This is a genomic window from Halobacillus sp. BAB-2008, assembly GCF_000328325.1.
In the GTDB taxonomy this organism is placed as follows: domain Bacteria; phylum Bacillota; class Bacilli; order Bacillales; family Halobacillaceae; genus Halobacillus.
Map to the genome: position 1 here is coordinate 70235 of NZ_ANPF01000007.1, position 12939 is coordinate 83173.

21 protein-coding genes are annotated in these 12939 nt (G+C 50.4%); 6 read left to right on the forward strand and 15 right to left on the reverse strand.

Annotated elements, in window-relative coordinates; genetic code table 11:
- Positions 1-90: 90 nt before the first annotated feature.
- From D479_RS02645 to D479_RS02665, 5 genes are all read right to left on the reverse strand, one after another.
- On the reverse strand, positions 91-528 hold the full coding sequence (locus tag D479_RS02645) for a hypothetical protein (RefSeq protein ID WP_008633343.1): 438 nt from the start codon (positions 526-528) through the stop codon (positions 91-93).
- A gap of 56 nt (positions 529-584) precedes the next feature.
- Positions 585-1589 (reverse strand): Gfo/Idh/MocA family oxidoreductase, encoded by a 1005-nt coding sequence (locus D479_RS02650; protein WP_008633345.1) that lies wholly within the window; start codon positions 1587-1589, stop codon positions 585-587.
- Between the two features lie 155 nt (positions 1590-1744).
- Complete coding sequence (locus D479_RS02655; protein WP_008633346.1) at positions 1745-2332, reverse strand: FMN-binding negative transcriptional regulator; 588 nt, start codon at positions 2330-2332, stop codon at positions 1745-1747.
- Complete coding sequence (locus D479_RS02660; RefSeq protein ID WP_008633347.1) at positions 2332-2859, reverse strand: GNAT family N-acetyltransferase; 528 nt, start codon at positions 2857-2859, stop codon at positions 2332-2334. The genes D479_RS02655 and D479_RS02660 overlap by 1 nt, the downstream gene beginning before the upstream one ends.
- Before the next feature lie 14 nt (positions 2860-2873).
- Positions 2874-3326, reverse strand: a complete 453-nt coding sequence (locus D479_RS02665) for a MarR family transcriptional regulator (RefSeq protein WP_008633348.1) — start codon at positions 3324-3326, stop codon at positions 2874-2876.
- Between the two features lie 96 nt (positions 3327-3422).
- Here D479_RS02665 and D479_RS02670 point away from each other — a divergent pair, with 96 nt between their 5' ends.
- Entirely contained in the window at positions 3423-4025 is a 603-nt protein-coding gene (locus D479_RS02670; protein WP_008633349.1) for a permease, read from the forward strand.
- Positions 4026-4333: 308 nt separating this feature from the next.
- Here the strand turns inward: D479_RS02670 and D479_RS02675 are convergent, their stop codons facing one another.
- Complete coding sequence (locus D479_RS02675; RefSeq protein ID WP_008633355.1) at positions 4334-5221, reverse strand: alpha/beta fold hydrolase; 888 nt, start codon at positions 5219-5221, stop codon at positions 4334-4336.
- A 17-nt stretch (positions 5222-5238) separates the two neighbouring features.
- Positions 5239-5658, reverse strand: a complete 420-nt coding sequence (locus tag D479_RS02680; protein WP_008633356.1) for an Lrp/AsnC family transcriptional regulator — start codon at positions 5656-5658, stop codon at positions 5239-5241.
- Between the two features lie 118 nt (positions 5659-5776).
- Between D479_RS02680 and D479_RS02685 the strand changes: the two genes are divergently transcribed.
- Positions 5777-6538 (forward strand): MBL fold metallo-hydrolase, encoded by a 762-nt coding sequence (locus tag D479_RS02685; protein ID WP_008633357.1) that lies wholly within the window; start codon positions 5777-5779, stop codon positions 6536-6538.
- 47 nt (positions 6539-6585) lie between these two features.
- Here D479_RS02685 and D479_RS20105 read toward each other — a convergent pair whose 3' ends face one another.
- Positions 6586-6759, reverse strand: coding sequence for a spore germination protein (locus D479_RS20105; protein ID WP_008633359.1), 174 nt, complete (start codon positions 6757-6759; stop codon positions 6586-6588).
- Positions 6760-6892: 133 nt separating this feature from the next.
- The gene (locus D479_RS02690) at positions 6893-7552 is read right to left on the reverse strand and encodes a haloacid dehalogenase type II (protein WP_008633360.1); all 660 of its coding nucleotides are present in this window, start codon (positions 7550-7552) and stop codon (positions 6893-6895) included.
- A 218-nt stretch (positions 7553-7770) separates the two neighbouring features.
- On the opposite strand from D479_RS02690, the gene D479_RS02695 reads away from it, so the two are divergent.
- The 3 genes from D479_RS02695 to D479_RS02705 are packed head-to-tail and all read left to right on the forward strand — an operon-like array spanning position 7771 to position 9959.
- Positions 7771-8307 carry a helix-turn-helix domain-containing protein gene (locus D479_RS02695; RefSeq protein ID WP_008633362.1) on the forward strand — a complete coding sequence of 179 codons (537 nt, stop codon included), beginning with the start codon at positions 7771-7773 and terminating at the stop codon, positions 8305-8307.
- Positions 8304-9023, forward strand: coding sequence for a CPBP family intramembrane glutamic endopeptidase (locus tag D479_RS19780; RefSeq protein WP_008633364.1), 720 nt, complete (start codon positions 8304-8306; stop codon positions 9021-9023). Before D479_RS02695 ends, D479_RS19780 begins: the two co-directional genes overlap by 4 nt.
- Before the next feature lie 15 nt (positions 9024-9038).
- Positions 9039-9959 carry an alpha/beta fold hydrolase gene (locus tag D479_RS02705; RefSeq protein WP_008633366.1) on the forward strand — a complete coding sequence of 307 codons (921 nt, stop codon included), beginning with the start codon at positions 9039-9041 and terminating at the stop codon, positions 9957-9959.
- A 61-nt stretch (positions 9960-10020) separates the two neighbouring features.
- Here the strand turns inward: D479_RS02705 and D479_RS20575 are convergent, their stop codons facing one another.
- On the reverse strand, positions 10021-10191 hold the full coding sequence (locus D479_RS20575; protein ID WP_008633367.1) for a hypothetical protein: 171 nt from the start codon (positions 10189-10191) through the stop codon (positions 10021-10023).
- Between the two features lie 82 nt (positions 10192-10273).
- On the opposite strand from D479_RS20575, the gene D479_RS02710 reads away from it, so the two are divergent.
- On the forward strand, positions 10274-10483 hold the full coding sequence (locus tag D479_RS02710; protein ID WP_008633369.1) for a hypothetical protein: 210 nt from the start codon (positions 10274-10276) through the stop codon (positions 10481-10483).
- 165 nt (positions 10484-10648) lie between these two features.
- Here D479_RS02710 and D479_RS02715 read toward each other — a convergent pair whose 3' ends face one another.
- The 5 genes from D479_RS02715 to D479_RS02730 all read right to left on the reverse strand — a co-directional run bounded on the left by D479_RS02715 (position 10649) and on the right by D479_RS02730 (position 12930).
- Positions 10649-10846, reverse strand: a complete 198-nt coding sequence (locus D479_RS02715; protein ID WP_008633371.1) for a hypothetical protein — start codon at positions 10844-10846, stop codon at positions 10649-10651.
- Positions 10847-10913: 67 nt separating this feature from the next.
- The gene (locus D479_RS02720) at positions 10914-11192 is read right to left on the reverse strand and encodes a hypothetical protein (RefSeq protein WP_008633372.1); all 279 of its coding nucleotides are present in this window, start codon (positions 11190-11192) and stop codon (positions 10914-10916) included.
- 104 nt (positions 11193-11296) lie between these two features.
- Positions 11297-11473, reverse strand: a complete 177-nt coding sequence (locus D479_RS20580) for a hypothetical protein (protein WP_193743860.1) — start codon at positions 11471-11473, stop codon at positions 11297-11299.
- Positions 11470-11661: a hypothetical protein gene (locus D479_RS02725; protein ID WP_008633374.1), complete on the reverse strand. Its 192-nt coding sequence runs from the start codon at positions 11659-11661 to the stop codon at positions 11470-11472. The genes D479_RS20580 and D479_RS02725 overlap by 4 nt, the downstream gene beginning before the upstream one ends.
- An 18-nt stretch (positions 11662-11679) precedes the next feature.
- The gene (locus tag D479_RS02730) at positions 11680-12930 is read right to left on the reverse strand and encodes an MFS transporter (protein ID WP_008633375.1); all 1251 of its coding nucleotides are present in this window, start codon (positions 12928-12930) and stop codon (positions 11680-11682) included.
- Positions 12931-12939 lie beyond the last annotated feature (9 nt).

Sequence of the window (12939 nt, forward strand, 5' to 3'; positions counted from 1 at the left end):
TTATCATTATCATTTACATCAAATTATAGAAGAGATGAGGAAAAAAGACAACGGGAAAAAAGCTCGACCCAGATGGATCGAGCTTCCCTTTCATCCCACTATATCTTTAATCGTATTCCAATTCTTCACCAGTGCCAGGGCGGAGAAAAGGACATAAAAGCCGCTGAAGAACAGCACCTTCCTGAGCGGCTCTCCTTTTCGTACGTCAGCTCCGACGAAGAAAAAGGTCGTAAGAATAGTGGTAAAGAATATCCAGTACTGGCCCTTCTGCCGGTTCACCAGATCGAGGAGGTAATCCACTTTCCACTCCTGTTCGTCGTTCGGCATAAAGGTAAGCTGCTCTTCCTCTACCCCGATCGAATTATTTTTCTGCAGAAGGACCTCTGCCTCGTTTTTCTCCACGACTTCATACCCTTGCGGGGCATAGTGGAAGGTATAGGCGAAGATATACGATATACCAAGAGCAACCAGCAGAAGTACAGCCCGCATCAGGATCCGCCTGACTTTCCCTGCTGTTTCTTCCTTCATCCTGCTCCCCCCCTATTCAAACAGTCCAGTTAGTAGGATACGTAGATACAGAGCCCTTATTGGTAATACGCATGAACCAAGTCATCCATGACGACGTTGGTACGAAGGGCCGTCTTTCCTGTACTCGGACAGCTCCCTTCCCCAAGCAGTTCCGCTGTGATCGAACGGATGTGGGGTTCCTGAATATGCTTCGGATGCTCGATGGAAAAGGACTCTTCTCCGGATTCGGTCAAAAGGACGACCGGTTCCTCATCGAACGTGGAGAAACGGATTTCTCCCTCTGTACCGACAATGCGGTTCTCATCTTTATTTGTATAAGAAGAGAAGTTCCATATGCCCGTACCGAACGCACCGGACGGGAAGGAGAAGGCTGCATTCACCGTGTCCTCCGCCGGATAGGAATCAGCGAGATTATCCGCCGCTCCTTTCACCTTTGTCAAAGGTCCAAGCAGATAGTCGAAGAGATCGAGCGTATGGGAGCCGACATCATAGAACAGGCCCGCCCCGCTTTCTTCCGGCAGAACACGCCAAGGCCATGCTCCGTTTTCGTCTTTCTTCATCAGGCGCTGCGTCTGCTGGATCGATGCGAAGCGGACGTCTCCGATCGCCCCGGATTCGATCAACTCCTTCACTTTCAAGAACCGCGGCAGCGACCTCCGGTAGTAAGCGACAAAAAGCGGGACATCATGCTTCTCACAAGCGGCTACCATTTCTTCACATTCCTTGGTATCCATCGCCATCGGCTTCTCTACATACACAGGTTTACCCGCTTCTGCTGCCATGATGGTATAGGCTTTATGGGAGGAGGGCGGGGTCGCGATATAGACCGCATTCACTTCCGGGTCGTGAATCAAATCCTCTGCTTTGTCGTACCATTTCGGCACGCCGTGGCGCTCTGCATAGTCCTTCGCCTTCGAACCGTTTCGTCTCATCACCGCGACAAGAGAGCTGTTCTCCACCCGCTGAAACGCGGGACCGCTTTTCACTTCCGTCACATCGCCGCAACCGATGATCCCCCACCGGACTACATCCTTTATGTACGCACGTTTTTTATCAGACATCTTTGTCACCTTCCTATACTGGAATCTACCCTCTACCAATTATTTCAAATCCGGAAGTTTTCTACAACTCTCTCCGCTTTTTTCACAAGATTTCAGGAATAATAGATACATATAGGACAGAAGCGTGCCTGCCTTTCTTTAATCCAACCGCTTCTTCATCTATCCGCAATGGCGAGCTCGTTTTCCCGGCCGGACTGTTCAAGCTTTCGTACGACCCGCTCCCGGCAATCTTTCGAATGATTCTGGCTCAGTTTGGCTTTTCCTTCGATTCTATCTATCAGGATTCGAAAAGGGACAATGCCTTTCCTCATACCTTTGACAAATGCCGGATCTAATTCATTTAAACCGTAGCCGCTACCCGGTGCTTCGTAGGTAGTGACTAAATCATGAAGCGAGGCGAGTATCTGCTTCTCATCTTCTACTATTTCAAGCCTTCCGTAGACGTGAACGGCAACGTAATTCCAGGTCGGAACCGCTCGATTCGTTTCGTACCAGTCGGAAGATATGTAACAGTGAGGCCCTTGGAATACAGCCATCACCTGCTTTCCCTCCGCCTCTTTCCACTGGTCGTTCGGGAGGGCGAAATGGCCGTACAGTGCTTCTTCTTCTCTATTAATCTGCAGTGGAAGATGAGTAGCACACACTTCCCTTTCCCCCATAGAAACGAGGAGGGCGAACCCGTTATTTTCGATGACCTCAAGAGCAGCGGACTGTTCCATCTGGAAATGCTTCGGTATGTACATCATGTCTCCTCCTTCAGCGTCTTTGCCATAAGATAATCCGTCTGCTCATCCTCTCCCATGTAAAAGGAATGCTCCCCGATTCTTCTAAAGCCCAGCCGCTCATAAAAGACGAGTGCCGGTTCGTTCTTTTCCCAGACTCCGAGCCACACCTCGGACTTGTCCCATCTGCCTGCAAGATCAAGCGCATAAGTAAGCAGGCGGCGGCCAAGCCCCTGTCTGTGAAACGCCTTCCTTATGTATATCCGCTCGACTTCAAGCGCTTCCTCCCCCATCGGCTCACTTTGGGAATCTCCGATGTTCACTTTCAAGTAACCAGCGAGTACGCCATCCACGAACATACAATAAAAGAAGGAATCATCCTCTGCCAGTTCCGCTTCCATCCGCTCGATCGTGTACGCCTGAGCCAAATAATCGTTCATGTTCTTCTCCGTATTCTGTGCGGCGAAGGTGTCGTAGAATGTTTCCTTTCCGATAGAAAGCAGAGTGTGCGCCTGCTCTTGTCCGCAAGCTTTGATATGAATGTCCATCGCTTTCTCCCCCTTCAATAATTCCGTTTGTTCCCTTTCTTTACGAACTCCCAATCCTGTTCGATGTTCTGCCTCATCCGCTCGACCAAGTCAAAAGCAGCTGCCTTCTCCTCTTCGGTGAAGCCTCGGAAGGCAACTTGCTCCGAGTAGTCGTTTTCCCGTTTAATATGGGGATAGACAGCCTGCCCCTTCTTCGTCGGATACAGCCGTTTGATTTTTTTGTTTTCATCATCGGGCTTTTTCTCGATAAAGCCGTTCCCTTCGAGTTTCTTAATCGCACGCGCCGCAGTCGTGCGGTCGACTTTGATCATCTCCGCCACCTTTTCCTGGATGATCCCGGGGTGCTCCACGATGCGGACCAGATATAAATACTGCCCTTTCGTAAGGTCATACTCCTTGAATTCTATGTTGCTGATCGAGTCAAGTGCCCTTGCGATCATACCTATTTCTCTCAATATCGCTTTCATCATCTGCTCCTTTTCTTTCGTTGCAAATACAGCCTGTTTCAGATATGCTCAGTATAACGACTGAATGTTGCATTTGCAACAAAAAGGAGGATATACATGACCTACCTGCTGTACGTCATCGGGATCGTCATCCTGGCACTGGGTATTTCGCTTACCATCCTTTCCGGACTAGGCGCCTCCCCGTTCGATGCGCTGCTCGTCGGACTTTCCGAAAGCATCGGACTCACCGTCGGAAGCTGGGAAATCATCATTGCCTTCATTCTGATCGGATGCAACGCGCTCCTCGTCAAGCAGCGTCCGGAGCTCTTCGGGCTTCTCACCGCGATGATTACCGGCATAAGCATCGATACTTGGCTGTTTCTACTGGATGACTTCCTGATGCCCATTGCCTGGTACAGCCAGGGTGCCTGCTTCCTGTTCGGCTTAACGGGGATCGGCTTAGGTACAGCTCTTTACCTGCAGTCGAATTTTGCAGCGATACCGATTGACCGGCTCACGTTAATTTTGAAGGAATGGCTGCGTTCCAGCATTACACTTGCCCGGTCGTTCCTCTATCTCTTGTTCCTGATTCTCGCCTATCTTTTCAACGGGCCGATCGGAATCGGCACGCTGTTGACGGTCATTCTGGGAGGTGTCGTGCTTCACTACTTCATGAACCGGGTAGAGCGCATGACGCGTCGTCCAGCCGGCAGTTCCTGAGGAAAGAAGGCTTTAGACAGCTTCCCAAGGAGGAAGCAATGCCGCTCAGACGTCCGGTTTTGAAGTTAGATATAGGAACGGAATGGTTGAGAAAAACGAATGGCAGTTGGACATATAGCGGCTATTCAAATAAAGGGAAACAATAGCTGAGCGGAAAACTTTTTATGTTAAAGAAACTAACGATCAGTTATATAGCCATTTTCCTTCTAATGATGGCCGGATGCTCCGTCGTTGAAAGCGAAAAGAACAATCAGGAAGCCTATTATAAACTTCAGCACGAAAAAAAGGATGACCGGATACGCTCCCGATCATCCTTTTTTCTGTAGAAATTCCAGCACCTCTTCCTGAAGCCGCATCTGGAACTGCCCGCGGTCAAATCCTTCCGGGTCTTGGGAAGGCGGGAAATCGGGGTGCTTGATGACATCCGGAAACGGGCTCAAAAAAGAAAAATGCCCGGCTTGTTCGATGACTTGATGCTCGACCCGTTCTGGGTGCGGCACTCCCTGAAGCAGGATATCGGCATGGAACGAAGGCGTGATATCATCCTTTTCACCTGTCATCACGAGAATCGGAACGTCCACACGATCAAGAGCACCGGCGGACCGGAACCAGCCTAAGGCAGGTGCGAGGAGAATCATTCTCCTGATCCTCCGCTCTACCTCCACTGCGATCGTTTCCGGATTCCCGTCGTCCGTCTCCCATGGCAGCGTGGCCGGGACGCCTCCCGCTGCGGCGACGGCGGTGTATCCACCCATCGAATGTCCAATCATGGATATGTCCCCGGCATCCACATACTCCCGGAGCTGATCGTCCGTAAGCAGCCGATCGATCGTCTGTGTGATATGCATAGGCCGGCTTATCAGATTTTCCCGTGTGTTCTCCAGCCGATTGTCGTCTTTATTATTAAAGGGGTGCACCGGCATCGCCACGAAAAAGCCGTGACGTGCGAGATAACGGCCAAGCGTCCGATATACGAGCGGCGTGCCTCCTGTCCCGTGAGAGAGGACGACTAGAGGAGAACTTCCCTTACGCGGATCGGCCCCTTTTGCAATAGACATCTGGTATGGGCCGAGGTGCCCTTCTTTTTCCTCTGTTTCTGTAGGATAGAAAAGGTAAAGGGGGTAAGAAACGCCCAGGTGGTCATCCTCCACCTCTATCTTCTGAAAGCCCGCATTTGCTTGTGTCTTTTGTTCCAATTCCCATACCTCCATGTTTATACAGGCTGCTTGTTAATGACGATTGAAAGCTTATAGTTCGCCTGTTTATTTAAATCCACGAGAAACGCATCCAGTTCTTCATAGGACGGAAAGCGGCATTCGAGAATGTAGCATCCGTCTCCGCTGATTTTATAATGATTCGAAACATACTCCTTGTTTGCGTCAACGAACTCTAAATACGGCCGGTGATGAATGCTTTCAGTGATGATTGTAAGGAAGGCATGAATCGTAAAGCCCACCTCCTGCTGGTTGAGGGTAATCGTATAGCCTTCGATGATGCCCTGATCCTCCAGCTTGGCGACCCGGGAAGCGGCGGCCTGACCGGTCAAATGGACCTTATCCCCAAGCTCCTTCATCTTGATTCTGCTGTTCTTCGTCAATTCTTTGATGATCTGCCAGTCTGTTTGGTCGAGCATCCAGCTTCCATCCTTTCATAAATCAAGTGAAAACAGAGAAAGACTTGATTCTGTCTATGTATCCCCTTTTTTCTTAAGTATAGAATAGACCTGAGCCTAAAATAAAGGAGATGTTCTCATGAATATACAACTGATCCGCAACGCCACCCTTCTTGTCACCTATGCAGGGAAGAAGTTCCTCATCGATCCGATGCTCGCAGAAAAAGGAGCTTATCCCCCGTTTCCAGATTCGCCGAGACAAGAGGAACAGAATCCATTGGTGGATCTGCCGTTACCCGTGGAGATGATCCTTCAAGATGTCGACGCAGTCCTCCTCACCCATCTGCACCTCGACCACTTCGATGACGCAGCGAAGGACGCTTTGCCGAAAGACATGAAACTGTTTGTCCAGAACGATGCGGATGCAGAAACTGTGAAAGAATCCGGATTCCGTCATGTGGAAGTCCTGACAGCCCATACCGAATGGCAGGGAATCGGACTCGCCAAAACAAAAGGAGAACACGGGAGAGGAGACATCCTGACGCTCACCGGGGAAGTCTGCGGTGTCGTTTTCCGCCACCCGTCAGAAGAAACGCTGTATGTCGCAGGAGACACGGTCTGGTATGAAGGCGTGCAGGAGGAAATCGACCGGCACGCACCGGGCATCATCGTCGTCAACGGCGGCGACAACCAGTTCAACCAAGGCGGTTCTCTCGTCATGTCAAAAGAAGATATTCTTGAGGTGCACCGTGCTGCACCTCATGCCACGATCCTGTCTGTTCATATGGAAGCGGTCAACCATTGGATGTTGTCGAGGGAGGAGCTGGAGCGTTTCGCAGAGGAACGCGGATTTCATTCCCACCTCCTTATACCAAAAGACGGAGAAAAGTACAACTTTTAAAAAAAGGGAAGCCGTGGCAGGCTTCCCTTTTTTTCATATAGAAGAAATTACGTAATATTCGGGTCCGTCACAGCCTGGCCAATATTGGCAGGTGCGACCGGCGCTTCGTCACTTTCACTGTCTGATACCGAGATCGGAGAGATATACAAGGAATCTCCGAAATTAACCACTCCGCCACACAAACTTCCAATTTCGATGTTGCCATAAATGATGCACGGCATATTGTTTCCCACCTTTACCTCATGCTTCTATCATCTTATGGAGCTTATCCCATGTTTGTATAGTCGAGCCGCCCTTGTAGAAGCTACTTCAGGCTTTTCCTTTTTTGTAGAAACAAAAGGCTTCGGTCCACCGTTATTCCGTCCATTCCTTAATCCCGGATAAATCGCTGTAAATGGAATCCGGCTGGATGTCGAGTTCTTCTTCCGGAAGCTCGTTCCGGTTGATCCAGGCCGTCCGGAAACCGAAGCTCTTCGCCCCGAGGATGTCCCATGGGTTCGAGGACATGAACAACACTTCCTCCCTCGACACGCCGAGTTTTTCCAGCGCATGGTTGTACGCAGCCGGAGTCGGCTTGTACTGCTTGATCTCATCGGCACTGATGACCGAATCGATATACGGCTGGATGCGGGACTGATCGACGAGTGGAGCGATCATATTCTCGGAACCATTCGAGAAAACGACGAGCTGCTTGTCGGATAGATCCTTCAAGACTTCTTCCACTTCCTCGAACAATGCAAGCTCAAGATAAGCTTCCATCAGACGGCTCTCATCCTCTTTAGACAGCGTGACGCCGTTCTCCTTACAGGCATACCTCAACGAATCGCGCGTAATTTCATCAAACGGCTTATAGCGTTCGAACAACTGACGCAGGAAAAAATACTCCAGCTGCTTGCTCCGCCACGTTTGACTGATCGCATCCCCTTTATCCGGAAACAGGTCGTTGCACGCTTTCCGAACGGAATAGACATCGAATAACGTTCCATATGCATCAAATACAAGTGCTTTAATCATGTTTACATACCTCCGACTCTTCTAATTAAATCCTACTGTATCTCTCCCTTCTGTTCATTGCCACATTTAAGACAAGGCAAACATAGAACATTTCGTAAGCGGCTGCCGAAAAGAGTAAATTCGAAGCGATCTGCAGAATATACCTATTGACTCCACGCCGGATCTATCGTATATTTTCATTGTTATCAAAAATGATAATAATGGAGGAGGAACATTTCATGAGTAAATCAAAAGCCGATGCCATTCTGCACCCGGTGCGGATGAAGATCATCCAATACTTGTCGAGAGGTCCCGCCACAGGCTATGCCATCGTCCAGGCTCTGCCGGAGATTCCGCAGGCAACGCTGTACCGGCACCTTCATGTATTAGATAAAGAAAACGTGGTCCACGTCATCGAAGAGAAGAAAATCCGCGGTGCCGTTGAAAAGACCTATTCCTTAAAAAAGGATGGAGCCCGGATCCATGCCGGCGACTTCGCACAGATGAGCGAAGAGGAACAGATACAATTGTTCACTACACTCTACTTTCAGCTGCTGGATCAGACCGAAGCCTATATCAAGAGCAACCCCACGATAGAAAAAGACCCGTTCGGCTTCAATCGGCTGGACGTGCAATTGACCGACGAAGAATTCTCCGACATGCGAAGCGAACTGGCACAGATTTACGAGAAGTACCATCAAAAGAGCAAGGAGAACAACGGGAGAAAAATCCAGCTCTATCAAATCTTTCTCCCGGAACAGGAGGATACGGAATGAAAAGAATCTGGATAATCAGCTTTCTTTTGAGCATCCTTGGTGCAGCAGGGGGGTACTTCATCGCGATAGAAACCTTCACCACCTCCGCGCTTCCTATTCCAGACCGGGACGTGTTCACGGTTGTATTGACCGTACAGGCTGCCGTCCTGACACTTTTATTCAGCTGGATCGGCCTGATTTTACAGAAGCGTACCGATTTAACGTTAATCAAGAAGGAGAAAAAACAGAAGGGACTTCTTCTTTCGCTGTGGTTCGGTGTGTTGACCGGCTTCCTCATTCAAGCAGGGGATGCATGGGTTTTCCCGCAGATCATTCCCGGGCTTGCCGACCACTCCCCGACCCCTTCTTTTGCCGGGCTTGCCGGCGGAGTGTTGTATGGAGGGATCGTGGAAGAAGTGATGCTCCGACTTTTCGGTATGACACTGTTTATCTATCTGGTCGGGAAGATCCGCAAGCAGCGTTCCGTCCCCGACAGCTATTACTGGGCAGCGATCATCCTGACCAGCATCCTCTTCGCTGTCGCGCACCTGCCGGCCAACGCGGCCTTATTCGGGGAACTCAGCCTTCCGGTTGTTTTTCGAGCGCTTCTCCTGAACAGCATTGGCGGTCTGTTTTTCGGATATCTTTACTGGAAGTACGGCTTCTGGTTCAGTGTATGGTCACATATGACGGCCCATATCAGCATGCAGCTTATCTTTATACCTATATTTTTCTAATTGGAGGCAAGGCAGATGACAAAAGTACAGGAAGCAGTCATAGAGCGAGAAGGAACAAAGCTTTACGGGACCCTTACCCTGCCCGATCCGCACAGCAAGAAAGCGGTCCTCCTCATTCCCGGGTCCGGAAAAGTCGACAGGGACGGCAATGGCGGCTGGATGCAGGCGGATATCTATAAAGAATTAGCCGGCCGCTTACACGAAGCAGGACTGATCACGCTGCGCTACGACAAACGAGGAGTAGGAAAAAGCGAAGGCAGTTATGTGGCAGCAGGCTTATGGGACTTTATCGAAGATGCCGGGGACTGGCTGGAATTTTTGAAAGGCCGTTCCGAGGTGGAGGAAGTCACGGTGATCGGCCACAGCGAAGGGGCGATTATCGGACCTGCCGTCATGAGAGACAGAAGCGCAGACCGGTTCATCTTCCTGTGCGGGTCCTTTGATAAAGGAGAGGAGCTCCTTGATTATCAGAATCGGATGATCAGACAGGAAATCGCCGAGGCTTCCGGCGTGAAGGGGTTCTTTTTCCGGATGCTTAAAGTGAACAAAAAAATTGAAAAGCAGACCCGTAAGTTCTATGAGAAAATCGAGGCGGATCCTTCTGATGTCATCCAATACAAAGGAACGAAAATCAACGCCAAATGGGTGAGGGAAATGAGAGCCTTCGACACAGCTGACTACCTTTCCTACGTGCCTGCCCGTTCCCTCGCCATAGAAGGGGAAAAAGACGTCCAGGTGAAGCAAGGATCCGCCCGTGCATTCGCTTCTCATACCGGCGCGGAAGTGAAGGTTTATCCAGACATGAACCATCTGCTCCGGAAACGATCCGGCGATCATACACTTCTGAACGTAAAGAAAGAATATAAAGAAAGTATCAGGAAGGACGAAATGCACCCGGACATGCTGCGGGATCTGGTCCAGTTTCTCCAATCCTAAATGCTGTAAGCCAAGCATACAGACAAAAAAGGAGGGTCATCAGAATGACCCTCCTTTTCCTTCAGCGACCCTCATCGGCGTTCTGCTTCCTCAACTCCGCAAGAATCTCCTTCAAATACTCGTTCCTCTCTCTGGATCGATGCAGCATAGCCGCAACGAAATAAATAGCGAATCCGAGGATACCCAGATAGAAGATTACATTTAAAAATCCAAAAACCATAAAGGATTCCATACCTGTCCTCCTTCTTTTTTGACAGTCTCCCAACTGTCGTCTATACTTCGATATCCACCTGTAGAAAAGGAGACGATTACCTATGTACGACCATTCTGATTTAGTGGAAGCGAAACGGCAGCTCGATTCCACGGTCCACAAGCTGAAAGAGACAGTAAAAACGTTGCAAGCGAAAGAAAATCCGGCCCGCTACAAGGCACAGATCACCTTAGCCAAAAGGCGTATCCATGCATTTGAATTGTCCCTATCCCTCATCGAAAGAGAAATTTCCACATTAGAAACGGATGGTTAAAAGCCGCTTATACCTAATAATAGAAAGGAGTTTTCCGTAAAGGGCGGAGGGAAATGGACAGGCTCCGGCCGCCCCGTGGAAAGCGTCCCATTTCCCGGAGCCCGGTGCTCCCAAAAACTTCTTCCTCAACAAGCTAAAAAACCTCCTTTTAAAAGAGGCTTTTCTTTAATCCAACCGTTCCGGATGCTCCACATACCACTCCAATATGTAACCACAGCTCGAACAGTATTTTGAAAGGACCGGCGAAGATGTGCTCCGCGGATTTCCTTTCGGCAACATATGTACAGCGCCGGATGCGGAATGAACGACGCCCTCTTTCACTTTCTGCCCGCCGCATTTCGGACAGGAGTCAGTCTTTATCATCGGAATCCCCTCTTTCCACCTTATGGTATCTATACGTACGCGGTGGATTTCGGTTTCAACAATGGCGTTATTTTCCCGGAAGGTAGATGGACTTTCCATTGTTTAGAGGATGAAATAAGCCAATGGTATCCCGATCAGGTTCTTCCTCGTACAGATCGTGAACGAGGGGATGATCATGATCCTCGCTGTCTATATAAACGACTCCATCCTCATCCGGCTCCACCATGACCTCGTAAAGCCCCTTCCCCGTCAGCTCCTTCAGAATTTCGGATTGGCGGTCTTCCTCTTCCTGCAGGCGCTCGATCTCTGCCCACTTTTCTTCTTCTGACATGTTTTCCCTATCCATGTCTACATCCCCTCCTCTTTTTTCTTCCTTTTTATCCCATAAACTATTTCCTTATCCTATCATTCTTCCTATGCAAAAAAAAGGACTTCTCTGTAGAAGACAGCCTACTTTCCTGATAAATAATACCTGGCATTGGCGAAGCATATTCCACCTAAGAGAAACAGTAGGACGACTGCCCAGCTGGCAATTGCCCCATAATCCCCGTGAAAAATGTACTCGTTCGTCAACGTGATGATAACCATCGCGGCCATCACCACAAACATGCCGATGACGTACTTCATCCATCATCCCTCCTTCCTCTATCTTTCATTCCAGCTTCCGTCAAGTACATCAAGATCGGATAAGCTGCGAACACTAGTGCCAGCGACAACACGACCGGCACATGTTTATGTAAGAACGGACTGACCGCAATGACGACCAGAATATAGAGAAAACGGACGATATCCTTAACCTTTTTCGCTCTTGACATCTTCTCCTCCTTTCCGGACTACCTTCGTGACCAGATTACCACTGGCAGGAGAACGAGTGATAATAGTCCACCACCGATGGACAGCGCAGCATATCCGGCGTGTGCGACAACCATTCCTGAGAGGGCCCCGCCGGAAGCACCTGCGAGCGCAACGAACACATCAAGCGTCCCCTGTGTTTTCGCACGTGTGAACGGCGTCGTCGAGTCGATGATCTGGGCGGTACCGCTGATCAGTCCGAAGTTCCAGCCTAATCCAAGGAGCGATAAAGCAACGATTAAGAGCACAACCGAATCATCCGGAGCGAGCGCTGCCACCAGTCCTGCGAGCAGCAGTGTCACACCCGAAGCGATGCTCATCGCGGTACGGCCGAATTTGTCGACGAGGACACCGGTCACAAGCGACGGGAGATACATCGCTCCAATATGGAAACCGATGACCATGCCGATCTCCCGGAGTCCATGACCGTGATGCCCCATGTGAACAGGAGTCATCGTCATGATGGCAACCATCACCATCTGGGTGAGCACCATAACCACTGCTCCGACCGCAAGTCCGCGCTTGTTAACCGCTGCAGCTACTGCTCCATCCCTTGTGAGAACTTCCTCCTGAACCGCCAGCTTCTTCGCCATCGTCAGCGGATCCGGCCGCAGCATAACGAAGAGAAACAGACCAGCCAAAAGGAAAGCCGCCCCCGATAAGAGAAACGGCCCGGCGAGCGCCGGGATACCGATAGACAGAGCCGCATTTCCCATGACACTGACAAGATTCGGCCCAGCCACCGCTCCGAACGTCGTCATCACCATCGTGATGCTGACCGCGGTCGCCCGCTGCTTCCGATCCGCTAAATCCGTACCTGCATAGCGTGCTTGGAGGTTCGTTGCTGTTCCTGCTCCGTAGATGAATAAAGCCGCAAATAAAAGGAAGACGCTGTTGAAAATGGCAGCGAGCACCACCCCGGCTGAACCGAGGCCTCCTACAGCGAAACCTGCCGCAAGCCCTGTCCTTCGCCCGTACCGCTGGGATAACCTTCCGACCGCCCACGCGGCGACCGCCGACCCCAATGTAAAGAGCGCCGCCGGCAACCCTGCGTATGCATCGGTACCGAGCATCTGCTGAGCAAGCAGAGCACCGACGGTAATTCCGGCTGCAAGGCCAGCGCCGCCGAGAATCTGCGATATACTGACGACCACCAATACTTTGCGGTACAACGTTTTCCGCTGTTCCTTTGACACATGTTCAGAAGCTGTTTCTACTTTCTCCATTCCCATCCAGGCACC